We start from the raw sequence: 24881 nt of genomic DNA on the forward strand, positions 1-24881 counted from the left end.
GACCCGCTTCCTACAGCCGTCGATTTTCACCCAGGCGGCGGAGCGCGAACGCGATGCCGCTCTGGAGGCTCCCTTTCACCACGACGGATTGCAGCTCGACATCGAGCTCGACAAGCGTCCGCGCCACCTCGGGGCGAATGCCCGTGAGCACCGCCTGCGCTCCGATGAGCCGCAGCGCGGTCGCCGCGCTCACCAGCATCGCGGCAACGCCGCTATCGACGACCTTCACGCCGGTGACGTCGATGATCACCACCGCCGCGTGGCACCTTTGCGCCCCCTGGAGCGCGGTCTCGAGCATCTGCCGCGCCCGCGCCTGATCCACGGTCCCGATGAGCGGCATGACCATGACCCGGTCGGTGATCGGGATGAGCGGGGTCGACATCTCCGACAGCCGCTCCGTCTGCACCCGGATGATCTCTTCCTGGAGCTGCGCCCGCTCCTCCTCGGCGCGCTCGCGCTCGCCGAGCTCCAGGAGGAGCCGCTCGTTGGCTCGGCGGAGCTCCTCGGTGCGGTGGGCGATCCGATCCTCCAGCGCCTCGTTCACGCGCGCGAGCTCGCGCGCCGACGCCTCTGCGCGCGCGACGAGCCGCGCGTTCTCGACCGCGATGGCGGCCTGCGCCGACAGGAGGGCGCACAGATCGAGCCGCGCCGGGGTGAACACCTCGGTCGCGGCGTTGTTCTCCAGATAGAGGATACCCGTGAGCTCTCCCTTGTGCATCATGGCCAGGCAGAGCAGCGATTTCGGCTGCCTTTCGGCGATGTAGGGGTCCCCTGCGAAGCGGCTCTCGCTGGACGCGTCGCCGAGGACCACGGGCTCCCGGGTCCTCGCGACATAATGCACGACGGAGAGGGCGATATCGGCGCTGGTCTCGGCCGGGACCGGTGGGCCTATCGTGACCGTGTGGGGGTCCATCGTGATCGTGGCGTCGAGCGTGAGCCGGCCGTCCTGCTCGAGGAGGAGGACGCCCCGCTGCGCGCCCGCGTGCTCGATCACGAGCCGCATCAAGCGGTCGAGGATCGTCTCGAGGACAATCTCGCCGGCGATCGTCTGCGCGGCCCGGCTGATCGTGATCGTGTCGAGGAGCGCGGTCCCCTTCCCCGAGGTCGTCCTCGTGGTGTAATCCGCGCCGTTCGTGGCGGACGACGCCGCCATCTGGAAGAGGTGCGGGTGTTTGCCGGCGAGGTCGGCCGCCTTCGCCGTCGCGCCCCACCGCAGGTAGCCCTGGTACGCGTCCCGCATGTGAATGGACGCGATCTTCTTTCTCCTGCTGGCCAGGTGAAACCTCGCGGCGAGCTCGTTGGCCAGCGCCTCGTGGTGGAAGAACTCGTTCTGCCCTGCGGCCTCGATCGCCGCGTCGTAGAGGTTCGTCGCCTCGAGCTCGTCGCCTTCGATCCGCGCCCGCTCCGCCTCGATGAGCAGCTTCCTGTGCAGGAAGTTCTCGGGGCAGCTCTCCGCCCACTCGGCGAGCTTGCGCTGGTGACCGGCGAGCAGCTCCGCAAACGCCCGCTGCTCGGCGGCTGACCTCGTCGGGTAGAGCCCGCAATAGACCAGGCAGAGAAAGAAGAGCCGGTCCGTCTCGGCGTAGGTGCCGTTGCCGATCGCGTTCTGCGCCTCCTCGAGCCGCGCCATCTCGAGGGCTTTGTCGTACTCCTCGTAGAGGGCGAAGAGCTGCATCTTGACGGTGTAGTACCAGGCCGCGGCCATCGTCATGCCGGGCTGCCCCAGCGTCGCGACAAGCGACTCCTCGTCGAAGGAATCGTCGCTCAGCGTGGATCGGCTCCTCGTGCGCCCCGTGAGGTTCGCGATCATCTGCTTGCTGAGCCGGAGGACGACCTCGGTGAGCGGGGTCTTGGTCCGCTGCATCAGCGCGAGGCGCCGGTCGGCCGCCTCCTCCACGGCGCCGAGCTCGTCGCCGTGGCCCAGCCGGAAGTCGAGGCTGCGGTGCGCGGTATAGGCAAGGAAGATGAGATCGCCCGACTCGAGGCCCGCATGGTGCGCCTGCTCGAAGTACTCGAGCGACGACCGGAGCGGCTTCCAGAAGGCGTTGACCTGCGCGAAGATGAAGCACACCTGGCATCGCAGGTCGACGGAGTTGAACTTCTCGCAGAGGTCCAGGGCGAGCTTCGCGAACTTGTACGCTTGCTCGTACGAGCTCAGCCACCCGCACAAGATGATGGCATACGCCCCGAAGATACCGGGCGACTGCTCCGAGAGGCCATACTGGAGGGTGAGCGTCATCTCCCTGGCCATGATGTAGGAGCAGACCCTGGCGTCGACCATGTAGGCGGCGGGAGCCAGGATCCTCAGGATCGGCATCGCGGCCTTCTTGTCGGGATCGGTCATCAGGGGCGCATGCAGCAGATCGTCGATGCGCCGTCCGGCCAGGATCGCCTGCGCTTGCTCGATCTCCGCGTCCGCCGCCGCCTTGCACGCCTCGGGGGTCTCGGGCAGATGAATCCCGAAGGCCGAGAGCGCCTCCCGGCCGACCTCGATGGCCCTGACGAACTGGTTCCTCGCGCAACAGACGGCGATGCTGAGCTTTCGAACGCGCGCCTCGTCGAAGCGGGACCGCGCGCGGGCCAGGAGGACGTCGAGCGAGGCCTCCACCGCGTCGAACGCCCCGACGGCGTACTCGCACTCGGCCTGCTCCATGCGGAGCGCGAACAGAAGCTCGTAGTCCTCTCCCCAGGCCGCCTCGCCGAGCGGGGACAGGCCGGCCCGGAAGTAGCTGGCGGCCGCCTGGTAGGCCGCGGACGCCTTGGCCTTGCGGCCAGCGGCGAGGTTCATGCGCGCGAGCATGAGCCGCTCGCTCGGCTCCTCGATCATCGCGGCGCCGAGGTTCAGGTGGTTCGTGATCTCGAACAGGGTCTCGTCCCGCGGCTCGGCGCCGCTCCTCGCCCGGAGGAGCCGCCCGATCCTGAGGTGCACCGCCTGCTTCTCGGCCTCTCCGACGAGCGAATACGCGGCCTGCTGCACGCGGTCGTGCACGAACCTGTAGGCGACATGGAACGTCTCGGGGGGCGCCGAGCTCGCCACGTCCTGATCCGCGCCGCCATCCAGGAAGCGGTATTCGGCGTGCAGGGGCAGGACGAGGCCGTCGCGCAGCGTCTCCCAGAGATCCGCCGCGGCGTCGATCGGGGATCTTTCGTGGAGGATCGCGAGCGAGCTCAGCTCGAACCGGTGGCCCATGCAGGCGGCGAGCTTCAATGCGCGGCGGGTATTCTCCGGCAGGCGCTGGATCTTGCCCGCCATGAAGTCGACCACGTTGTCCGTGACCATTCGCTGCCGGATGCGCTCGATATCCCAGATCCAGCGGCCCGAGGGCGCGTCGAAGGTGAGGAGCTTCTCCTGATCGAGCGCTCCGACGAACTGGTTCAGGAAGAACGGATTGCCGTGCGTCTTGCTCCACACGAGCTCTGCGAGCGGCTCGATCGGCTCCTCGCCGCAGCCCAGGGCGTCCGCGACCAGCTGCGTCGCGTCCGGCAGCGAGAGCGGCTGGAGCGCGATCGCAGACACGGCGGCCCCGGCCTCCCGGAGCCGCTCCAGGGTGATCGCCAGCGGATGGGCCGCGTCCACCTCGTTGTCGCGATAGGCCGCCAGCAGGAGCAGGTAGCCGCGGTCCGGATCCGACACGATCTGCTCGATGAGGTTCAAGGAGGCCGGATCGATCCACTGGAGATCGTCGAGGAAGACCGCCAGCGGATGGTCCCGGGTGGCCACCGTGCGGAAGAAGCGCTGGAAGACCAGCGCGAAGCGGTTCTGCGACTCGGTGGGCCCGAGCGGCGGGACGCTCGGCTGCGGCCCGATCAAGAACTCGAGCTCGGGCACGAGGTCGACGAGGATCTGCCCGTTCGAGCCGAGGGCGAGCTGCAGGCGGCTCTTCCAGCGCGCGAGCGCCTCCGAGGGCTCGGCAAGGATCTTCCGGACGAGCTCCCGGAACGCGCACGCGATGGGGGCGTACGGCGTGCCGCGGTCGAGCTGGTCGAACTTCCCTGCAATGAAGTCGCCTCCGTCGCGGGCGATGAGCTGGTGTATCTCCTGGATCAGCATCGATTTGCCGACGCCCGCATAGCCGGAGACCAGAAAGAGCTCGGCCGCACCTCGGGCCGCGCGCTGCCATGCGCTCCCCAGCGCCGTCATCTCCGCCTCGCGCCCGTAGAGCTTCTGCGAGAGGCGGAGCTTCCCCGACCGGTCGCGCCGGCCGAGCGGGAATGGCTCGATGCGGCCCGTCGTCGAGAGCCGCGCCAGGCACTCGTCCAGATCGGCCTTGAGCCCGCTCGCGGTCTCGTACCGATCCTCGGCGGCCTTGGAGAGGAGCTTCATCACGATGTCGGAGACGACCCGCGGAACCGCGGGCGAGACCTCGTGCGGAGGGATGGGCCTCCGCGCGATATGGCTGTGGACGAGCTCCACCGAATCCGTGGTCTGGAAGGGCAAGACGCCGGTCAACATCTCGTAGAGCGTGACGCCGAAGGAATACAGATCCGTGCGGTCGTCGAGGATCCGGTTCATCCGGCCCGTCTGCTCCGGAGACATATAGGCCAGCGTCCCCTCCAGGGTATCGGGGGGCTCGGCGCCATGGGTCTCCCGGGAGAGGCGGGTGGCGATCCCGAAGTCGATCAATTGAGCCGACCACGTCTCTGGACGAGTCAGGATGTTGTGCGGCTTGATGTCCTTGTGGATGATGCCGTATCGATGGATGGACGCCAGCGCGTCCGCCACCGAGGAGGCGATCTTCAGCGTCGCACCGAGGTCGAGCCTCCGCGCCTTCAGGGCGACGTCGAGGGGGGGGCCGCCAAAGTCCTCCAGGACGAGCGCGAAGCTGCTGCCATGCTTCTCGAGGCCGTACGTCTTCACGACGCCTGCCAGCGAGAGCTCGTTCAAGATGCCATGCTCGTGCCTGAGCTTGGCGAGCATCCTCGGGTCCGGGCGATCCCCCTTGGGAAGCTTGATCACCACCGGTACATGATCGGCATTCCGGTAGCCGCGGTACAGCACGGCATCGGAGCTCTGCTGGATCTCCGAGATGAGCGTGAACCGAGGTAAATGAACCATTCCGTCCCCTCTGGGCGCTCCGTTTCCGACGGAGTTTTGCACCAGACAGAAGACGAAAAAGATGTGCTCCCTGTCAAGCCTTATCTGAGACGCCGCGCGAATCCAAGGCTCGGCGATCGGGCTTACACTTGCATGAGTCTTATCTGCTTGCGGATCGGGCGTATCCGACGCGAAAGATGGCAGCACCACCCGGCGCTGACCGCCGGCGCCGCTGGTCGAGCTGTCGAGTTACGGCGAGCCGCCGCCGGCGCCGCCCGAGCTGCCGTAGCCGCCGACGCCGACGCTCGTGATGGCTTCGTACCCGCCCTCGCCGTACCCCCCGCCGGACCCGCCGTACCCGCCGTACCCGCCCTCGCCGCCCTCTCCCCCGTTGCCGTAGTACTCGTCCGGGTGTTCGTAGACGTCGATGCTGACGTTCAGCTTGCCGTTGAGCCACAGCGCGCTGTCCCCGATACCGAACTTATACTGAGCCCAGGTCGTCGAATGCGGCGAGACGTAGACGTAGATGGACTCCGACGATAGCAGCGTCGCCTCGACCTCCGACACCGTGCCGCCCTCGACCTTCTCGAAGTTCCACCCTGGAAGCAGGCGGACGTGGTACGAGCCCTGCTCCAGATCGACGAGGATGGACGTCGCGTCAGGATCTTCGTCCTCGCTATTGATCGTCAAGACAGCTCCGCCGCCGTCGCCGGAGCCGCCGGCGCCGACACTGACGGCTACGGTTGCCCCCTCGTCGTACCAGTAGTAGCTGCTCCGGATCTGGAACGTGGCGTTGCGGAGCCGATAGCGCGCTCCGGATTGCGCCTCCGCCGCGAGCGGCAAGCTGAGCGATCCGAGCGCCGCATCCTCAGCCGGTTGCGACGTGCAACCGCTGAGCCCCGCCACGAACGCCACGCCGGCTGCCGCGAGCGACCCAAAACCCCTGAACATCTTGCTCATTCTTCTCTCCTCCCAAGCTACGGTTCGGGACTGGCGGCTCCGTGTGCCACGGTTTGCCGCCGGTCCCGGGTACGCACACACCTGAAGCAATTCGCGAACCAACCCGCTTTCTCGGCTTCCGCGCGCTCCATTCGACGGTCACCAGCCAATGTGGCTCATCTTGGCTCATACGACTTGTGCCAGTAGACAGCCCCTGCACCTCGCCCGGGGTGATGCAGGAGGCGGGGCATGCCCGCCCGGGTGGCCACGCTGCTCGCCTCTTTCGACGAGGCGATCGCCCGCGGCGCGCTGGATGTGGCCCCCCGCAGGCGCGCGCTCGTCGACCGGAGACCGGACGTCCTCGCTTGCGCCGGATCCCCTACGCTGACCTCCCGGCATCCGCCGGAAGGAGGCATGTTCATGCGTCGATGGTCCGTGCTGCTGTGCGCTTCAGCTATCGTTGCGTGTGGTTCGGGGGACGAGTCGCCAGGCAGCAGCGATGCCGGCTCCGGGGGAGGAGGGAGCGCCGGCTCCGGGGGAGGAGGGAGCGCCGGCTCCGGGGGAGGAGGGAGCGCCGGCTCCGGGGGAGGAGGGAGCGCCGGACTCCCTCACGCGTTCCGCTACGGCGCCAACCTCGGCCACCGCAATGCGGCCTGGGGCGACGACAAGGAGGGGACGCTCGCGGCGCGAGCGGGCGTCCGCAGCCTCCGCGTCAAGCTCCCAGCGGCCCATTTCGCCGCGTGGGGATACGATATCGAGCTCGGGGATATCCAGTCGTATGCGGCCCTGGGCATGGCCGAGCACCTCGGGTTTCTCATCGGATCCGAGTCGGTGGAGCTGACGACGGCGCCGCCCGGCGCGGCCGACTGGCAGAACGAGCACTACATCCCGAAGAGCCTTTACGAGCCGATCTTCTCGGCCGATGGAACGGTGAACCCGGCCAACGCGTGGGCCTCTTACGTGTACCGGACGGTGGACACCTACAAGGACTGGATCCAGGTGTGGCACGTGTGGAACGAGCCCGACTGGGTGGCCGACTGGCGCGTCACCGAGGCGTGGGTCACCGAGCCGCCCAAGGCCGCCGATCTCCCCCGGTTCAACGGATCGATATTCGACTACATAAGAATGCTGCGCGTCACGAAGGAGGCGGCGCGCAAGGCGGACCCGGACGCGCTGATCGCGACGGGGGGCATCGGATACCCGTCGTTCCTCTCGGCGATCCTGCGCTACACCGACAACCCCGAGGGCGGGGCGGTCACGCCGGATTACCCGGAGAAGGGCGGCGCCTACGTCGACGTCCTCGACTTCCACTATTACCCGATCTTCAGCCCGAAGAGCTCGGACGCGTCCGTCGACGATTTCCTCGCATCGAAGGACGCCCTCGCCGCGGCGCTCGCCGACGCCGGCGCGCAGGTGCAGGGGTGGAACGTCTCGGAGAACGGCGCGCCGCTCGCGCCGACGCCGGAGTACCCGGAGGTGGGGAGCCCGGAGTACGCGCGCAACTACCTCATCAAGATGATGACCATGGCGCAGGCACACGGCATCGGGGGCGTCGACTGGTTCATTCTATCGAACGGCGAGGAGGGGAGCGACGATGTGTTCGCGCACATGGGGCTCTACAACGACGTCGGCGCCCTCGCCAGCGTGGATCAGGCCACCAAGACCGACCTCGGCAAGGCGTACACCACCCTCGGCGAGGTGCTCTTCGGCGCGTCGTACGATGACGGCGCGACGAAGGAGCTCGCGCTGCCGCGGGACGCGCGAGGCGCCGTGTTCGAGAAGGACGGCAAACGCCGCATCGCCCTCTGGGCCGTGACGCCGAGCGACACGGAGGACGCGTCCGCGAACGTCGAGCTCGCGACGGCGACGGGGTTCGATGTCCACGCGTGGGACGGCGCGAAGACCTCCGCCGACGCGAGCGGCGGCAAGGTGACGCTCGCCCTCTCGGGCAGCCCGGCGCTGCTGGTCGAGCGATGACCGCCAGGGGTTATCACCCAGGTTGATCCATGGGCCAAGCCCGACCCGGGTTGACCCATGCGCAACCTGGGTCGGGTCGGCGCAACCTGGGTCGGGTCGGCGGGTCGCAGCGCCAACCTGGGTCGGGTCGCCGTGGTAGCGTCCTCTCATGGAGCTCCGCCTGCGCGGCCTCACCCACCTCGACCCGCTCGCCGTCCCCCTGCCCCACGGCACCGAGGTGACCACCCGGGTCGACCGCGTCCTCGACGAACGCCGCATCCCCCAGGGCGCCATCGGGCGCGTCGTCGGCTCGGCCGGCGCCGAGCTCGACGTGATGCTCGTCGGCGTCGGCGTCGTCCGCTACCGCCGCGACGAGCTCGTCCCGCGCAAGACCGGCCAGGTGCGGCACGCGGAGCGGCGCAGCGCCGCCTGGGACGCGCTCCTGCCCGCCGTCGTCCTCGAGGCGGTCGTGGGGTCGCGCGCGTGGGGGCTCGCGCACGAGGGGTCCGACACCGACCGGCGCGGCGTCTTCGCCCTCCCCTTCCCCTGGACCACCGGCCTCGCCGAGCCGCCACGGGACCTCGTGAGCACCGACGGCAGCGCCTCGTACTGGGAGGTCGAGAAGGCCATCCGACAGGCCCTGCGCGCCGATCCGAACACCCTCGAGCTGCTCTTCGTCCGCACCGCCGAGGCGCGCGACGAGATCGGCGCGTGGATCCTCGAGGCGCGCGCCGCGTTCGTCTCGTCGGCCATCTACGGCAGCTTCGGCCGCTACGCGCTCTCGCAGCTCAAGCGGCTCTCGCAGGCCCACCGCCTGGCCGAGCACCGGGAGCGGGTGCTCGACTGGCTCTCCCACGACCCCTCGCTGTCGCTCGACGACGTCGCCCGCAAGCTCGCCGCCATCAGCCCGCGGGCCGCGCCGACCGAGGCCGACCGGGAGCTCCAGGCGAAGGAGTACATCAAGCAGCTGTACCGCTCGCTCCACGACCAGGGCCTCTTGCCCGCGCGCGACTTCGCCTCGCTCGCCGCCTTCGCGCGAGAGGGCAGGGCCTCGCTCGACCCCGCCCGCGACCTCCGCCCCAAGAACGCCTACAACCTGGTGCGCCTCATCGCGACCGCGATCCGCTGGCTGCGCGACGGCGAGGTCGATCTGGTCGTGCAGGGCGACCTCCGCGAGACGCTCCTCGCCATCAAGACCGGCGCCTGGCCGCTCGACCGGACCATCGAGCTCGCCGAGTCGATGACGCCCGAGCTGGAGGCCGCGCGGCTCGCGACGAAGCTGCCGCCGCACCCCGACGTGCCCCGCGCCGACGCGCTCCTCCGGCGCGTCCGCGAGGAGATCGCCCGGCGGCACCTCGCCGCGGCGCCGGGCCCGCTCGGCAAGGACGCTCCCCCGGCGCCGGTCGCGGTCTGGGACGAGGGAGACGCCGGGCGCGCGCGCGGCGAGGAGCGCGGCGACGACGAAAGAAAGGACGAGGGATGAACGCTCAGGTGCTCGATGCAAAGCAGCAGGAGGTCGCGGCGCGCGTCATCGCCGAGGAGGAGGCCAGGCGGCCGCACCTCGTCATCGCCCTGAGCGGCGCGCACGCCTACGGCTTCCCCTCGCCCGACAGCGACCTCGATCTCAAGGCGGTGCACGTCGAGCCCACCGAGAAGCTGCTCGGCCTGCTCCGCAGCAACGCGAGCCCCGCGCGGATGGAGGTCATCGACGGCGTCGAGATCGACTACACGTCGAACGAGATCCACCCCGTCCTCCTCGGCGTGCTCCAGGGCAACGGCAACTACATCGAGCGGATCCTCGGCCCCCTCCAGCTCCACGTCGATCCCGACCTCGCCTCGCTCCGCCCGCTCGTCGCCGCCGCGCTGTCGCGCCGGATCTTCCGCCATTACGTCGGCTTCGCCACGAGCCAGCTCCGCGCCTGGGAGGCGGGCGGCCGCGCGTCGGTGAAGAAGCTCCTTTACGTCCTCAGGACCACGTTGACCGGCGCCCACGCGCTCCGGACAGGCGAGATCGTCACCGACGTGACCGCGCTCCTCGACCTCTACGGCTTCAGCGCCGCGCGCGAGCTTGTCGAGGCCAAGCGCGCCGGAGAGAAGTCGGCGCTCGCGCCGGACATCGCCGCGCGCTGGACAGAGCAGATCTCCCGGGCCTTCACGACCCTGGAGGCGGCCCACGATCACGCCGCGCTGCCGGAGGAGCCCCCGAACCAGGGCGAGCTCAACGACTGGCTGCTCGCGCTGCGCAAGGCGCGGCTGTGAGGCGCGGAGGGGGCTTGCACAGATGTCCCTCGCGCAGACGAACGGGCTTGTCCTCGTGACCGCCAATACGAAGGACTTCGCTCGATTCAAGGATCTCCAGCTCGAAGACTGGTCGAAGCGACGAGCGCGATGACCGGCGCCGCCGCCGCATCGCCGCCTCACCGCGGCAGCGAGCAGCCGTCCCCGCACGCCTTGCGGCCGTCGCGGCACTTCACCGCGGGCCCCTGGCCCTGGCACGTCACCGGGCATCCCCCTCCGGTATTCGAGCACGACACAGCGCACGAGCCCGTGCAGGTCACCTCGCACCCTCCAACCCGGTTGCACTTCACGACGCTGCCATTGCCCACGACGAAGAGGCATTTGCCCACGTCCTCGCAGGTGGTCGAGCAGCCGGCGCCGCAGGTGGCCTGGCACGTCTCTGCATTGCGGCAGTCGACAGAGCAGTTGTCCATGCACCTCGTGTCGCACGACGTGCTCCTCGCGCAGGAAGACTGGCAGTCGCCGGCGCAGCGGCTCTCGCAGACCTCGCGATCGGAGCAGCTCGGCCGGCAGCCGGACGCATCGCCGCACGTGAGCTGGCAGCTCTTCGGCGCGTTTCCCGGGCTGCCGCCCCCGCAGGAGCAAGGCACGCCCGGCGCGCAGCTGACGGCGCTGACCGCGGGCGCCAGGGAGCTCTTGGCCTGCGCGATGTCCTTGAGGGACACCGGGGTTGGCGCGCCGCCCTCGCGGGCGCCCTGATCGCGGGAGGGCCAGAGCAGCAGGACGGCCCCGAGGCCCACGCAGAAGAGGAGCACCGCCACCCCGCCGACGACGACGAGCTGCGGTGGCCCCGGCGCGCGCGGTAGAGGCGCGGCGCCCGCGCCCGGATGGGGCCGAGCCGGCAGAGGCGCCGTCGAGACGGCCGACGCGGCCGGCACCGCCATCGCCGGCGGTCCCGCGCCCGGGGACATCGCCGTCGCGAAGGGGGGCTCCTCGCCCCGGCGCACGGCGCGCACGTCGGCGAGCATCGTTTGCGCGTCCGGATAGCGCCGCTCGACCTGGAAGGCGAGCGCGCGGTCCACGACGCGCGCGACCCGCGGATCCACGCCGGGCGCGGCGGTCGCGAGCGGGGGAGCCGGCGTCGTGCTCATCTTCACGAGGAGCTCTCCCTCGGTGAGCGCGTCCGCGTCGTGGAGCCGCCGGTTCGCGAGGAGGGTGAACATCGTCGCGCCCACCGCGTAGAGGTCGGCCCGCCCGTCGACGTTCCTCCCGAGGATCTGCTCCGGCGCCATGTAGCTCGTCGTGCCCAGCATCGCGCCCGTCCGCGTCTTCAGCCCGGCGCCGCCCTGCTTCATGCGCGCGATCCCGAAATCGAGCACCTTGAGCCGCCCGTCGCGCGTCACGAAGAGGTTGTCCGGCTTGATGTCCCGATGGACGATCCCGGCGTCGTGCGCGGCCCGGAGCACCTCGAGGAGCGTGTCCACGTGGGCGAGGAGCTCGGGCAAGGGGACGCTGCCGAGCCGCAACGCGCGCTCGCGGAGGCTCTCCCCGTCGAGCAGCTCCATGACAAGGAACGGCTCGCCCTGCTCGGTCACGTCGATGTCGAGGACCTGCACCGCGGCCGGGTGGCCGAGCCGCGTGGCGGCGAGCGCCTCCTGCTCGAAGCGGGCGCGGAGCTCGCGCGACACGGCGCTCTCCGGGTGCAGGACCTTGATGGCCACGCGGTGCCCCACGTGATGGGTGGCCGCGTAGACGGCCGCCATTCCCCCCGCCCCGATCAGCGCATCGAGCCGCCATTTGCCGTGGAAGATCGTCCCGACGCGGGCCTTCAGCCGACGAATTTCTTCCTCTTCCGCTTCCGACATCGGCGCCGAGCCTAGCACGGGCTGCCTCGCGGCTGGCTCGACGGCCCACGTGGAGGTGGCCCGGAGCCACTGGCCCTCTTCGCTCATCGACGCTCGGGCACAATGGCCCGCGATCCGAGGTCGGGAGAGGCGTGCCGCGTTCTCCCGCGATCCGAGGTCGGGGGAGGCGTGCCGCGATCTCCCGACAGGCCACGTCATGCGCGCTGCCGCCAGAGCGCCAGTCTTCGTCGTGCCGGCGGAGGCGACTCAAGCCCGGCCGGCGCGGCCGCGGCCGGCGAGGTCCCACGCCGCCGCGACGGCCTCTTCCGCGCTCGCGACCGACGCGATGTGATCCGAGCGCCGGTCGTCCACGCGCCCTCCGGCGAGCTGCCTCGCCCAGCCCCCGCTCGCCGCGAGCGCGAGCAGCGGCTTGCCGAGCTGCCAGGCGACGGCGATCTCGCTCAGCGTGCCCGCGCCCCCGCCGACGACCACAACGACGTCGGCCGCCGCGACGACAAGGATGTTGCGCCCGATCTGCAGGCCGGTGGGGACGACGATGTCGACGTACGGGTTGGCCGCGGAGGCCTCGTACCCGGGCAGGAGCCCGACGATATCGCCGTCGCGCCAGGTCGTCGCCTCGCGCCCGCCGCGCGAGACGGCGGCCATGACGCCCCCGAGCCCGCCGGTGACCAGCCGGAACCCCGCCTCGACGGCGCGCCGCCCGAGCTCGACGCACAGGGCCTCGGTCTCCGCGTCCAGCGCGAGGCCGTTGCCGATCACCGCCATCACGGGGCGGCGCGGCACGTAGGGAGCGATGTCCCGCCTCGTGTCCTCCTCTTCCCGATCGTCGTCCATCACGGCTCCGCTCCGGCGCCCGCGAGCCGCCGCGTCACGTGGCGCTCGGCCCGGTCGCGAGGCGCATCGTGTCGCTTCCCGCGCAGCGTGGCAAGGCCGCTCAGGGCCGCGCGCGGGCCGGCCGGCGGCGCCGCGCCATCGCGGCGCCGGGTGTCCCGGGAGCGCCGCAGGCGCTCGTCGCGCGCCGCGCTACCTGAGCCGGCCGATGAGCTGCTCGCCCAGCCTGGGCTGATCGATCTTCCCGAGCCAGATGCGCCAGACCGCCCTCATGAAATCCGCCCCGGCGACGCTCGCGCTGCTGCCGCCCACGAGCGCGGTCGTGCTCTTCTTCTCCGGGTCGTACTGGATGGTGACGTGCGACCCCTCCTTCAGCTCCGCCTTGAAGGCGCCCAGGAACGCCTCGATCTTCGCCTGATCCTGATAGCCGTTCATCGCGAAGGCGCCAGTCAGGGCGTCATGGATCTTCTCCCTGTCCACGTCGCGCATCATCCGCCACACGAACTTCTTCGGCACGTCGGCGTCGATCACCGCCTGCTTCGATTTCAACGCGGGCGCCTGCTTCATGAAGTGGCTGATCTCGTAGACGTCGATGTCGATGAAGGCGATCGTCTTCACGCGGACGCCGGCGCCTGTCAGCACCCAGTCCGCGGCCCGGAGCGGGGCGGCGGCGGCGAGGAGGGCCACGAGGGCGGCGACCACGACCACGACCTTCTTGGGAATGAGCTTCATCGGAGACCCCCTGGAAGTGCGCGGGCCGGCCGAGCCCCCCCAGGAGGAGCGCTGCTCCTCGGGCTCGCCGCGCGCCGGAGCGAGCTAGCCCTCGCGGCCGCGTGGAGTCAAGGCTCGTGCCGGCGTGTCGCCTCGTGTCGCCTGGCGCCGTCGCGCGCTACTGCTGGCCGGAGTAGAGGGCGTCCACGGCCTCGGCCCAGAGCTTGTTCATGGCGATCCGGCCCGCGGGCAGCGGGTGCACCTGGTCGGGAGCCGGCTGGAGCTGCTCGGGGTGCCCCTCGAACCACGCATACAGATCCGGCCCTGGAACGAGGGCGTTCTCCAGCGTGAGCTCGTCGATCGCCTGGTTGAACACATCGAGCGTGTCGTGGTTGCCGTCGGGCGAGAACGGGATGCGCGCGAGCACCGGGACGCGGCCCGCGGCCTCGATCCTGTCGATGAGCTCCTGCAGGTTCGACTTGAAGGTGCTCGCGTCGGTGTGGTTGCCCCACGAATCGTTGGTGCCGTAGCCGATGGCGAAGAAGCGGTAATCGGGGTTCAGCTCCAGGGCCTCATCGAGGCGGTCGAGCGCGTCGCCTGTGAGCTCGCTCCCGATGCCGCCGTTGATCATCGCGGGGTAGTGGGCCTCGTGCGCCGCGTGCACGTTCTCCGCGAAGCTCGGCTGCGTGGCCGGGGTGTCGCGGTCGTAGGCGAACGCCGTGATGCTGTCTCCGAAGAAGAACCACGTGTCCTCCGCGCCGTTCGAGATGTCGTGCACGTCGATCTCGTCGAGCTGGACGCCGGACTCGTCGGACGCCGCGGGCGCCTCGGTCACGACGAGCCGGACCCAGCTCTGGCCGCCGAAGTCGAAGCTGTGGGCGCGCGTGCGGACCGGGTTGTCGGTCACCTCGGCGACGCTCTTCCAGGTGCCGTCCGAGCCGTTCGTGGAGTCGCTCGACGTCTCCACGCGGTAGGCGTCCGGCGCGCCGTATTGCACGTCCGTGTAGTTGTAGTTGTACGAGGCCGACCAGCTCAGGAGCAGCCGCTCGTACCCGCTGCCGACCTGGATGGCGACCCAGGCCGGCTCGCCTGTGATGGGTTTGCCCGCGATCCAGGTCCCCGCCGACCTGTATTTGCCGTCGTTGATGACCGACGCCGTCCCCCTCGAGGCGAAGGCGGGCTTGCCGCGGGAGATGATGGGATTGGGCGTGAGCCCCGGCGCGTCCGGACCGCCGCCGCTGCCGCCGCCGCCCGTGTTCCCGGCGCCGCCCGTGTTCCCGGCGCCGCCGGCGCCGCCGGTGCCGCCGCCCGCGCCGCCGCTGCCCTGGGCGGCGGTGCCGCTGGAGCTCGCCGACGCGCCGCCCGTGCCCCCGGAGCTGCCGGACGCGCCGCCGTCGTCGTCCGAGCAGGCCGGCAGGAGCGCGACCGTCCCAAGCGCAAGAAGAACCAGGAGACCTGACTGGTGAAATGAACGCAAAGCCATCGAAACTGACCTCCAGAGCCGGGCACTCTGGGGCATCGGGGGCCCACGATCAACAGCGGAGGCGACCTCCGTCATCGATCGGCGCCGATGAGATGAACCGGTAAAGTCAAGCGCGCCGTGACGTCAATCTCAGCGGAACATGCCGATGTCACCGAGGGGATGCGACCGTTAACTGAAGCGGTAAATGTACAGAGATGGTGATATCATCCGATCTCCATCGACAGCGCGGCGCTCCGCGTCGAGGCCGACAGCCGCCGCCAGGGGCGCCACACGGGCGACTCGAACACGGCCTCCTCGACAAGAGCCATCGGCCCCGCTCGCTCGTGCGGTGGGCCTCACGGCCGCCGGGCTGCAAAGCGCCACACCACGATTGATCGGCCGCCCGAGCTCACCCGCCTTGCACGTTCACTCCGGGTATGGCCCGTGCCTCTCCGGTGAGCATGACGTTCCAACTCACCTCTCCGAGCTTCGCGAACGGGCAGCCGATCCCGGCGCGCTACACCAGCGACGGCGAGGACGTGTCGCCTCCGCTCCCGTGGTCGGACCCGCCGCCGGGCACGAAGAGCTTCGCCCTCGTCGTCCACGATCCCGACGCGCCCGATCCGAAGGCTCCGAAGCGCGATTGGGTCCACTGGGTGCTCTACGGTCTGCCCGCCGACGCCCGGTCGCTCCCTGAAGGCGCGACGCGCCAGACGCTGCCGCCGGGGACGCGCGAGGGCCTGAACGACTGGGGGGAGAGCGGCTGGCGCGGCCCGAGCCCGCCGATCGGGCGCCACCGCTACTTCTTCGATCTGTACGCGCTCGACACCGAGCTGCCGGACCTCGGCACGCCGACCAGGCGCGAGCTCGAGGCTGCGATGAAGGGCCACGTGCTCGCGCAAGCGATCCTCATGGGCACGTACGCCAAGCGCGGGCAGTGACGTCTCAGCGGCTCTTGCGGAGCCCCACGCGCTCCCGCCGGGACCGAGCGGCGCCAGCCCTCGCCGCCTGAATCAGAGCGCAGCCGGGGCCGCCGAGAGCTGCTCGGGAGCCTTCGTGCAATCCACGCGCGCGAGCTCTGCCATCGACCGCACCCAGCGCTCGCGCGACGCGCTGGCCGTCGAGCGGGCCGTGCTCGCGCTCGGCTGGCGATCGACCGGGCTACGATGAACGAGGGAGCGTGACGCGGAACGTGGTGCCCTCCTCCTGCGTGCTCGTGACCTGGATCGAGCCTCCGTGGGCGTCGATGATCGCCTTGGCGATGAAGAGCCCCAGCCCGAGCCCCTTCGACCGCCGCAGGTCCTCGTGCCGCTGCTCGCCCCGGCGAAACGGATCGAAGATCACCGGCAACAGCTCGGGCGGGATCGGGATCCCGCGATTGTTCACTTCGAACACGACGGCCTTCTTCTGCCCGCGCAGCTCCACCTGCACCGGCTCCTCGGGCGGGCTGTAGTCGACGGCGTTGCCGATCAGGTTCGACATGAGCTGCCCTATCCGGCCCGGATCCCACGTGCCGAGCGCGTCGCCTCGGGCCTTGAAGTGGAGGGTATGCTCCGGGTGACTGGACTCGAGCTCCGCGACCACTTGCTCGCAAATCGAGCCTAGATCGACCGGCTTCGGCTCGATCGGAAGGCCGTCGTGGGCGCGAATGCGCGTCAGGTCGAGCATGTCCTCGACCATCCGCGCCGCCCTGTCGTTGCTCGCGGCGATCCGCTGGACGACCCGCGCCACGGCGGCCGTGACGTCCTCGCGCTTGAGCAGCGAGGCGGTGGCGAACTGGATGGCAGCGAGCGGATTGCGCAGGTCATGCCCGAGGACCGCGATGAACAGCTCGCGGAGCACGACGTCGCGGCGGAGCTCGGCGGAGCTCGCCCTCTCCAGCTCGACGGCCGCGGTGATCATCACCTCGTCGAGCGTCGCGTGCACGAGATCGGCCTCCTCGCCGCCGAGGATCACGCTCTCGCGCGCGCAGATGTCGACGATCAAGGAGCGAAGGACGCTGAGCTCGCGCAGCTCCTCCGCGAGCGTGTAGCGCTGGGCCAGGCGATGAGACACGTGCACCTTCGCGGCGTCCGAGCTGCCGATCTCCTGACCGCTGGCTCCGCCTGCCTTGCCTGCTCGCGCGCTCTGCGAGAGCGAATCGATGAGGTCGTCGAGCAGCTTGGGCGTGTAGTCTTTCAGTTCCTCTTCGTTGAGCGCGCTGGCTTGGGGGATCTTTGGATCGTTCCGCAGGCGGGATGTCCACTCACGTAGGAGCTCATCCTTCCGCTCACGGAGCAGGACCGTAACGCGCGACAACGGCTGTGTCACATGAGCTCCTTTGGGCTTTTCTCCTGACGCAGGCGTGCTCTGTCGTGCGTCGGAGCGCAGTCCGCCACCGCCGTGAATCCCGATACGCTCCCAGGGAGAAACCCGAAGGAAGCATGCAGTCGTACGCTTGCGCGGCAGCTCACGGCAGGCCGGCGCTGACGCGGCCATCGGAACGGAAATCTCCGTTCCCTACCCTCCCCCCGCCACCTCGCTCCACGCGATCTCGAACCGCGCCAGGTACTTCCGCAGCCGGTCCGCGTCGTTGACGCTCTTCTTCTTCGCCCGCGACGCCGCGAACAGCACCCGTCCCGCCTCCGACAGCGACCGCGCGCTCTGCAGCACCCGCAGCACCTCGGCGAGCTGCGCCCGGTCGAAATGGTCGAGCGCCGCCGCCCGCCTCGCGCCGAGCGCCGCGACAACGAGGTCCTCGCCCTCCTCTCCCCCGCCGGCGCCGCCAGCCGCCGGCGCCCGCCGCCAGGCCTCCGAGAGCCGCGCGATCTCCTCCTCGACGATCGGCGGCCCGATGCGGCCGCCGGGCGCGAGCGTCGCCATCCGCGTCACGGCCGCGTTGAGGTCGCGGAAGTTGCCAGGCCACAGCGCCTCCCGCGACGTCGAGAACCGGAGGAACCGCTCGCGCGCGTCGCGGCTCATCGTGATCCGCACGCCGAGCAGCCGCGCCGAGGCGTCGAGCTCGTAATCGAGGTTCGGCTCGATGTCCTCGACCCGCTCCCGCAAGCCCGGGAGCCGGAACGTCCACAGGTTGATCCTCGCCAGGAGATCCTCCCGGAAGCGCCCCGCCGCGACCTCCTGCGACAGATCGCGGTTCGTGCCGGCCAGGAGCTGGAACTCGCTCCGCACCTCCCTGTCCGAGCCGACAGGCAAGAACGCCTTCTCCTCGATGGCGCGCAGCAGCATCGCCTGCTCGTCCGCGCCGAGCTCGCCGATCTCGTCGAGGAAGAGCACCCCCTCGTGCGCCTTGCGGAGCAGACCCGGGCGGTCCTTGAGCGCGCCCGTGAACGAGCCCTTCGTGTGCCCGAACAGCGACGACATCGCCCCGTCGCCGCGGATCGTCGCGCAGTTCAGGTCCACGAAATCGCCGCTCACCTGCCGTCGACCCTTCTTGAGATCGTAGATCTTCCGCGCGAGCTGCGACTTCCCCGCCCCCGTCGGGCCCATGAGCAGGATCGGCGCGCGCGACGCGATCGCCACGTGCTCGATCCGCTCGATCAGCCGGTTGTACCCCGCATTGCGCGTGTCGATGCCGCTCTTCAAGAACGACACCCCCTCGCGCTGCTCCTTCTGGAAGCGCGACGCGATGCGGTCGTACTTCGAGAGATCGAGATCGATGATCGTGAACGACCCGGCCGCGAGCTCCGTCCGGTCGCGCTTCGGCGGCGACGTCTGGATGAGCCGCCCGGGGAAGTAACGCGACTCCGTGAGCAAGAACAGGCAGATCTGCGCGACGTGCGTGCCCGTCGTGATGTGGATGAGGTAATCCTCCCGGTCCGGCGCGAACGGGTACGCCCTCGCGAAGTCGTGCAGCGCGCCATACACCGCCTCGAAGTCCCACGGGTCGTCCACCTCGACCACGTGACCGCGGATGTCCGTCTCCGGCGAGGCGTGCCGCACATCGCCCATCACCGTCCCGGCCAGCGCCTCGAACCGGCGCTGGTAGAGCAGCTCGAACCGGTCGACGATCAGGTCCTCGTGCTGGCAGAGCGCCACGCTCGGGCGCCACCGCGACCAGCGCTCCGGCGTCTTGCCGGTGTCGAGCGTCGGGCCGAGCATGCCGAGGACCACCGTGGATTTGCGGGTCATAGAAGGTTCTCTAGTCGCTTTATACAGGCAGATAAGCGCCCTCGCCAGCGCCCTGCGATCGGGGTGAGCCGCGGCCGGGGGTCGTGGTATCGCTCATCGAGGGAGAGTCGACCGCCATGCTGACCATCGATGGATCCACGGGAGAGGGAGGGGGCCAGATCCTCCGCACGGCGCTCAGCCTCTCGCTGATCACGCAGACGCCCGTGCGGATCACCTCGATCCGCAAGGGCCGCGCGCGCCCGGGGCTGATGCGGCAGCACCTCACCTCGGTCCAGGCCGCCGCCCAGGTCGGCCGCGCCGAGGTGTCGGGCGCCGCCCTCGGGTCGCAGGAGATCGTGTTCCGGCCGACGGCGATCGTGCCCGGCGAGCACACGTTCCGGGTCGGCAGCGCGGGGAGCACGACGCTCGTCCTGCAGACCGTCCTCCCGGCGCTGCTCCGCGCGCCCGCGCCGTCGACGCTCACGCTCGAGGGCGGCACGCACAACCCCATGGCGCCGCCGTTCGATTTCCTGGACCTCGCCTACCTGCCGCTCGTGCGGCGGATGGGGCCGGAGATCACCGCCACGCTCGTGACGCCCGGCTTCTATCCGGCCGGCGGCGGGCTGGCCCGCGTCTCGATCGCGCCGGTGCCCGCGCTCGCGCCGCTCGAGCTGCTCTCGCGCGGGGAGCTCCGCGGCCGGAGGGCGGTGGCGACGGTGTCGAACCTCCCGAGCGCCGTCGCGCTGCGAGAGCTCGACGCGGCGGCCGCGGTGCTCGGCTGGGAGCCGGCCTGCTTCAGGCCGAGCGTGCTGAGGGGCGGCCACGGCCCGGGCAACGTGATCACGATCGCGGTCGAGAGCGAGCACGTGACCGAGGTGTTCACCGGGTTCGGCGAGAGGGGCGTGCGCGCGGAGTCGGTCGGCGCGAAGGCCGCGGAGGAGGCGCGCGACTACCTCGCGGCGGGCGTGCCGGTCGGCGAGCACCTGGCCGATCAGCTGCTCTTGCCGATCGCCCTCGCGGGGCGCGGCGCGTTCCGGACGGTGCGCCCGTCGTCGCACACGACGACCCACCTGCAGCTGCTGCGCGATCTCCTCGGGATCCGCGCGTCGGTCGAGCCGATCTCGGAGGGGGCGTGGCACATCGAGATCGGGCGCTGAGGGCCGGGCCGCCCGGCCGAGGGCGCGAGTCGCGCGGCGCCTCGCGCCGGGGGCGGAGGAGACGGCCGCAGTCCGACACGGCGCCTCGCGGACTCCGCTGCTCGCGCTCGCCGCGGTGGCGAGCGGCGGATTGACGGCGGCGTCCCGGTTGTGCCACATCACGGCGGCGCACGGCGCGCTCATCGCGGGCTCCTCCGCGGCGGAGGGGCGCGCATCTCTGGACGGCAGCGCACACGGCAGCGACGCGGAAGGCGGGACAATGGCGAAGCGCGACTACCTCAAGATGACGGACATGACCCTGGCCGAAGCGCACCGCGTGCTCAGGCTCGCCGCTCGCCTGAAGGAGGAGCCGAAGGGGCGGCGCGCGACGCTGCTCGCCGGCCGCTCCGTCGCGGTGGTCCTGGAGAAGGCGAGCACGCGCACGCGCGTGTCGTTCGAGGTCGGGATCGCGCAGCTCGGCGCGCAGCCGGTCGTGCTGAGCACCCAGGGCAGCCAGCTCGCGCGCGGCGAGCCGATCCGCGACACGGCGCGCGTGCTCGCCCGGTACTGCGACGCGATCGCGTTTCGCACGTCGTCGACCGCGCGCCTGCTCGAGATGGCGGAGGCGAGCGTGCCGGTGATCAACGCGCTCTCGGACGACGGCCACCCGGTGCAGGTGCTCAGCGACATCTTCACGATCGAGGAGGCGCTCGCGGCGGGCGGGGACAGGCGCGGCATCGCCGGCCGGCGCGTCGCCTTCCTGGGCGACTGCGCGAGCAACATGGCGCGCTCGTGGCTCGAGGCGGCGCCGCGCTTCGACTTCCACCTCGTGCTCGCGGGGCCCGAGGGGTACCTGCCGCCCGCGGACGAGGTCGAGCGGGCGCGGGCGACAGGCCACGTCACGATCGTGAACGACCCGCGCGAGGGCGCGGCGGGCGCGGACGTGGTGAACACCGACGTGTGGGCGAGCATGGGGCAGGAGGGCGAGGCGGAGAGGCGCCGCGCCGCGTTCGCCGGCTGGACGGTCGACGCGGGGGTGATGGCGAAGGCCGCGCCGCACGCGGTCGTGCTCCACTGCCTGCCGGCGCACCGGGGCGAGGAGATCGACGACGAGACGCTGGAAGGGCCGCGCTCGCGCGTGTGGGACCAGGCCGAGAACCGGCTGCACGTGCAGAAGGCGCTGATGCTGTGGCTGCTCGAGGTCGAGCTGGCCTGAGGCCCAGAGGGGGAGAGAGCAGGCGCGAGAATCCACCCCTCCCCATCGCGGCTCACGGGCGGCCCGCGAGGTCCGCGACCACCTTCACCAGGGCGGCAGGGTCGATCGGCTTCGCGACGTGCTTCTGAAAGCCGGCCGCGAGCGCCCTCCTCTGGTCCTCGATCCGGGCATAGGCGGTCAGGGCCACCGCGGGGATCGCCCGGATCTCGTCCCGGCCCGCCGCGCGCACCTGCTCTATCAACGTGTAGCCGCTCTCCCCCGGCATGCCGATGTCGCTCACCAGGACATCGGGACTCAGCCGCCCGAGGACGCTCATGGCGTCGCTCATCGAGCCAGCCGTGGTGACCTGCGCGCCCGCTCCCTCCAGCAGGAACGCGATCATCTCGCGGGCGTCCGGCTCATCCTCGACGAGGAGGACGTGAACTCCGCTCAGCGGCGTCGACTCCCCGTCTTCGAGCGCGACGCGCCAGGGCGCAGGCGGCGGCCCCTCACGCACGCTGGATGGCGCCGCATGCAGGGGGAGCGTCACCGTGAACGTGGCGCCGCCCCCCTCGCCCCGGCTCTCCGCTTCCACCGTGCCCCCGTGCAGCTCGACGAGGTGGCGGACGATCGCGAGCCCCAGGCCGAGCCCGCCGTGGGCCCTCGTGGGCGAGGAGTCGCCCTGGCGGAAGCGGTCGAAGACATAAGGCAGGAGCGACCTGACAATGCCCTTGCCGTTGTCGGCGACCGCGATCATGACCTGCGAGTCGCTCCGCCCCACGCGGACCGTCACCCGACCTCCCTTCGGGGTGAACTTCACCGCGTTCGAGAGCAGATTCCACATGACCTGCTGGAGGCGATCCCGGTCGCCGCTCATGTGGCCCAGCGCCTCGCCGAGCTCGACGCCGATCTCGATGTTCTTCGCCCTCGCCGTCGGCGTGAGGGTGTCCACGGCGGCCTCGACGACGCCGGCGAGGTCGACCGCGACCGTGTTCAGCCGCAGCTTGCCGGTGATGATCCGGGAGACCGTGAGGATGTCGTCGACGATCTGCGCCTGCGCGTGGGCGTTGCGCTCGATCGCCGCCATGCCCTGCTTGACGCGCTCCGACCCGATGTCCTTCTCCTTGATCAGCCGCGCCCAGCCCAGGATCGCCGTGAGCGGCGTCCGCAGCTCGTGGGAGACCGTCGCGAGGAACTCGTCTTTCATGCGGTTCGCGTCCTCGGCGCGGAGGCGGTCCTGCTCCGACTGGGCGAGCGCCTGCTGCTCGCGGCGGAGCAGATCCGCGCGCTCGCGCTCGAGCTGCTTCAGCTCGGTGATGTCGACGACAGCGCCCGTCAAGAACAGCGGGGAGCCGTCCTGATCGCAGATGAGCCGCCCGCGGTCGTGGACCCACCGGATCGCCCCGTCGGGGCGGACGATGCGATGGATGATGTCGTAGATGTGCTGTGCGCGGAGGGTCCGCTCGATCACGGCGATCACCATGTCGCGGTCCTCCGGGTGGACGCGGCTCAGCCAGTCGTCGATGGGCTGCGTCGTCTCGCGCTCTTCCAGGCCCAGGATGCGGTTCAGGCTCGCGTCCCTCGTATCGGCGGATGTCGCGAGCTCGATCCTCCACGTGCCCACGTCCGCCGCCCACGTGGCGAGCCGGAGCCGATCCTCTCGATCCTGGAGCGCGCTCTCGATCCGGAACTGCTCGCTCAGGTCGACCACCGCGCCGACCATGCGGATCGCCTTGCCGCGCGCGTCGCGGAGCACCGAGCCGCGATCGAACACGCGGGCGACCGAGCCGTCGCCGCGGTACGCGCGGTAGTGCTCCGACCAGCTGTCGGCGCTGCCGTGGACGCTCTCCTCGAAGCCGCGCACCACGCGGTCGCGATCCTCGGGCAGCAAGCGGCCGAGCCACCAGGAGCCCGTGGGCACCGTATCCTCGCGAGCGTAGCGGAAGACGGCGTAAAACGTGTCGTTGCGCTCGACGTGGTCCGTCCGGATGTCCCAGTCCCAGATCGGGTCCTTGATCGCTCGAGAGAGGAGACGATAGCGCTCGCGCTGCACGTCCACCTCCAGGCGCGCGTCCTGCTCTCGGCTGCCGTCGCGCGCGGCGGTCTCGTCAGCGCGCTGCGCCGCCGCGCCCCGCGCGACGGCCGAGGGCCCCGGAGAGGCCGCCCCGTCCGCGCTGGTGAGCGCGACCGCGGCCTGATCGGCGAGCGCCGCGAGCAGCCAGGCCCCCTCGTCCGAGTCCGGGCGCAAGCGCTCGACCGCGAGCACGCCGGAGACGCGGTCCCGGACGACCAGGGGGGCGGCGACGACGTGGGCCGACCCGTGCAGCGCACGCGCGACCCCCTCCTCGAAGCTCGGCAGGGGGCGGCCGCGAAGCTCGGCGAGCAGCGCCGGATCGAGCCCCAGCGAGGATCGCACGACCGGCCGCCCCTCGTCGTCGTTCAGGATCAAGACGGCCCTGTCGGCGTCGCTCAGCTGCCTCGCCGCCGAGAGGACAGCCTCGTGAATCTCGCGCGCGGAGCACGCCACCGCGAGCGCGCGGCCGACCTCGGTGAGCAGGCGGATCTGCGCGCAATGCCTGCTCTCGGGGTCAACCACGGAGGAACGGGCCTCGGCTGGGAAACAAGGGGACTCTAGCGAACGATCGATGTGCATCCCTGACCAACCAGCCGGGCACGCTCGGGAGCGGGGCGCGATCACGGCAGCGCGCGAGCTGGCGGTATGCCTCTCGGCAAACTGTAATAGGAGCGCGTGGACATGCGCGCCAGCCGGGCCGCTGACAACCCCTCGCACAAAACTTGGCCCGGACTCCAGGTTCCTGCGTAAACGCGCGCTGCGTGGATTTCCGCGACATACCGCCCGAGCTCCTCCTGGCCGTGGCCGGCGCGGCGCTCTTCTTCGGGCTGGTCCAGACGCTCCGGCTCGCGTGGCGGAGCGCCCGGCAGCGGCGCCGGATCGAGCGATGCCGGGAGCAGGGCGCGGCGGGAGAGGCCCGCGCCGAGGCGCTCCTCCGCGAGCTCGGGTACACCATCGTCGGCCGTCAGGTCGCGGTCTCCTATGGAGTCCAGATCGACGGCGAGCCGATCACCGTCGGTCTCCGCGCCGACTACCTCGTGGCGCACGGCCGGAGTCGGTATGTCGCCGAGGTGAAGACAGGCCGGCTCGCGCCGCGCATCGATACGCCCGCGACGCGGCGGCAGCTGCTCGAGTACCGCCTCGCGTTCGACGTCGACGGCGTGCTCCTTGTCGACGCGGATTCGCGGCGGGTGCGCTCGGTTGTGTTCCCGCTGCCCGCCGGGGCCGCGGCGCGCGAGCCCCCCGGCGCGCACCTCGCGTGGTTCCTGGCGACCCTCGTGGCGGCCCTCGCGGCCGCGATGGCGGCCCGCGCCGCCGGGTGACTGGTGGTGA

16 protein-coding genes are annotated in these 24881 nt (G+C 70.8%); 7 read left to right on the forward strand and 9 right to left on the reverse strand.

Annotated features, from left to right (window positions below; all coding sequences use genetic code 11):
• Nucleotides 1-10 precede the first annotated feature (10 nt).
• Both WMF28_RS35500 and WMF28_RS35505 read right to left on the reverse strand, forming a co-directional pair.
• Nucleotides 11-5056, reverse strand: a complete 5046-nt coding sequence (locus WMF28_RS35500) for an AAA family ATPase (protein WP_437597959.1) — start codon at nucleotides 5054-5056, stop codon at nucleotides 11-13.
• 228 nt (nucleotides 5057-5284) lie between these two features.
• Entirely contained in the window at nucleotides 5285-5995 is a 711-nt protein-coding gene (locus tag WMF28_RS35505; protein WP_437597960.1) for a hypothetical protein, read from the reverse strand.
• A 399-nt stretch (nucleotides 5996-6394) separates the two neighbouring features.
• On the opposite strand from WMF28_RS35505, the gene WMF28_RS35510 reads away from it, so the two are divergent.
• From WMF28_RS35510 to WMF28_RS35520, 3 genes are all read left to right on the forward strand, one after another.
• On the forward strand, nucleotides 6395-7951 hold the full coding sequence (locus WMF28_RS35510; RefSeq protein ID WP_437597961.1) for a hypothetical protein: 1557 nt from the start codon (nucleotides 6395-6397) through the stop codon (nucleotides 7949-7951).
• A 148-nt stretch (nucleotides 7952-8099) separates the two neighbouring features.
• Nucleotides 8100-9413, forward strand: coding sequence for a DNA polymerase beta superfamily protein (locus tag WMF28_RS35515; protein ID WP_437597962.1), 1314 nt, complete (start codon nucleotides 8100-8102; stop codon nucleotides 9411-9413).
• Nucleotides 9410-10189, forward strand: coding sequence for a nucleotidyltransferase domain-containing protein (locus WMF28_RS35520; RefSeq protein WP_437597963.1), 780 nt, complete (start codon nucleotides 9410-9412; stop codon nucleotides 10187-10189). Before WMF28_RS35515 ends, WMF28_RS35520 begins: the two co-directional genes overlap by 4 nt.
• Nucleotides 10190-10347: 158 nt before the next feature.
• On the opposite strand, the gene WMF28_RS35525 is transcribed toward WMF28_RS35520, so the two are convergent.
• The 4 genes from WMF28_RS35525 to WMF28_RS35540 all read right to left on the reverse strand — a co-directional run bounded on the left by WMF28_RS35525 (nucleotide 10348) and on the right by WMF28_RS35540 (nucleotide 15058).
• Nucleotides 10348-12033, reverse strand: a complete 1686-nt coding sequence (locus tag WMF28_RS35525; protein WP_437597964.1) for a protein kinase domain-containing protein — start codon at nucleotides 12031-12033, stop codon at nucleotides 10348-10350.
• A 246-nt stretch (nucleotides 12034-12279) separates the two neighbouring features.
• Nucleotides 12280-12867: a TIGR00725 family protein gene (locus WMF28_RS35530; protein ID WP_437597965.1), complete on the reverse strand. Its 588-nt coding sequence runs from the start codon at nucleotides 12865-12867 to the stop codon at nucleotides 12280-12282.
• Between the two features lie 189 nt (nucleotides 12868-13056).
• Nucleotides 13057-13596 carry a chalcone isomerase family protein gene (locus tag WMF28_RS35535; RefSeq protein WP_437597966.1) on the reverse strand — a complete coding sequence of 180 codons (540 nt, stop codon included), beginning with the start codon at nucleotides 13594-13596 and terminating at the stop codon, nucleotides 13057-13059.
• 157 nt (nucleotides 13597-13753) lie between these two features.
• Nucleotides 13754-15058 carry an SGNH/GDSL hydrolase family protein gene (locus tag WMF28_RS35540; protein WP_437597967.1) on the reverse strand — a complete coding sequence of 435 codons (1305 nt, stop codon included), beginning with the start codon at nucleotides 15056-15058 and terminating at the stop codon, nucleotides 13754-13756.
• A gap of 440 nt (nucleotides 15059-15498) precedes the next feature.
• On the opposite strand from WMF28_RS35540, the gene WMF28_RS35545 reads away from it, so the two are divergent.
• A complete protein-coding gene (locus WMF28_RS35545; protein ID WP_437597968.1) occupies nucleotides 15499-15978 on the forward strand; it encodes a YbhB/YbcL family Raf kinase inhibitor-like protein in 480 nt (159 codons plus the stop codon).
• Nucleotides 15979-16198: 220 nt separating this feature from the next.
• Here the strand turns inward: WMF28_RS35545 and WMF28_RS35550 are convergent, their stop codons facing one another.
• Entirely contained in the window at nucleotides 16199-17347 is a 1149-nt protein-coding gene (locus WMF28_RS35550) for an ATP-binding protein (RefSeq protein WP_437597969.1), read from the reverse strand.
• A 189-nt stretch (nucleotides 17348-17536) separates the two neighbouring features.
• Nucleotides 17537-19165: an RNA repair transcriptional activator RtcR gene (gene rtcR, locus WMF28_RS35555; protein WP_437597970.1), complete on the reverse strand. Its 1629-nt coding sequence runs from the start codon at nucleotides 19163-19165 to the stop codon at nucleotides 17537-17539.
• A gap of 116 nt (nucleotides 19166-19281) precedes the next feature.
• Between rtcR and rtcA the strand changes: the two genes are divergently transcribed.
• Nucleotides 19282-20301, forward strand: a complete 1020-nt coding sequence (gene rtcA, locus WMF28_RS35560; protein ID WP_437597971.1) for an RNA 3'-terminal phosphate cyclase — start codon at nucleotides 19282-19284, stop codon at nucleotides 20299-20301.
• A 259-nt stretch (nucleotides 20302-20560) separates the two neighbouring features.
• Nucleotides 20561-21496, forward strand: coding sequence for an ornithine carbamoyltransferase (argF, locus tag WMF28_RS35565; protein WP_437597972.1), 936 nt, complete (start codon nucleotides 20561-20563; stop codon nucleotides 21494-21496).
• Between the two features lie 52 nt (nucleotides 21497-21548).
• On the opposite strand, the gene WMF28_RS35570 is transcribed toward argF, so the two are convergent.
• Nucleotides 21549-24071, reverse strand: coding sequence for a PAS domain-containing protein (locus WMF28_RS35570; protein ID WP_437597973.1), 2523 nt, complete (start codon nucleotides 24069-24071; stop codon nucleotides 21549-21551).
• A 239-nt stretch (nucleotides 24072-24310) separates the two neighbouring features.
• On the opposite strand from WMF28_RS35570, the gene WMF28_RS35575 reads away from it, so the two are divergent.
• Nucleotides 24311-24871, forward strand: a complete 561-nt coding sequence (locus tag WMF28_RS35575; protein WP_437597974.1) for a hypothetical protein — start codon at nucleotides 24311-24313, stop codon at nucleotides 24869-24871.
• Nucleotides 24872-24881: the final 10 nt, after the last annotated feature.

Origin of the sequence: Sorangium sp. So ce590 (genome assembly GCF_051521365.1) — a bacterium.
Lineage (GTDB): Bacteria > Myxococcota_A > Polyangia > Polyangiales > Polyangiaceae > Sorangium.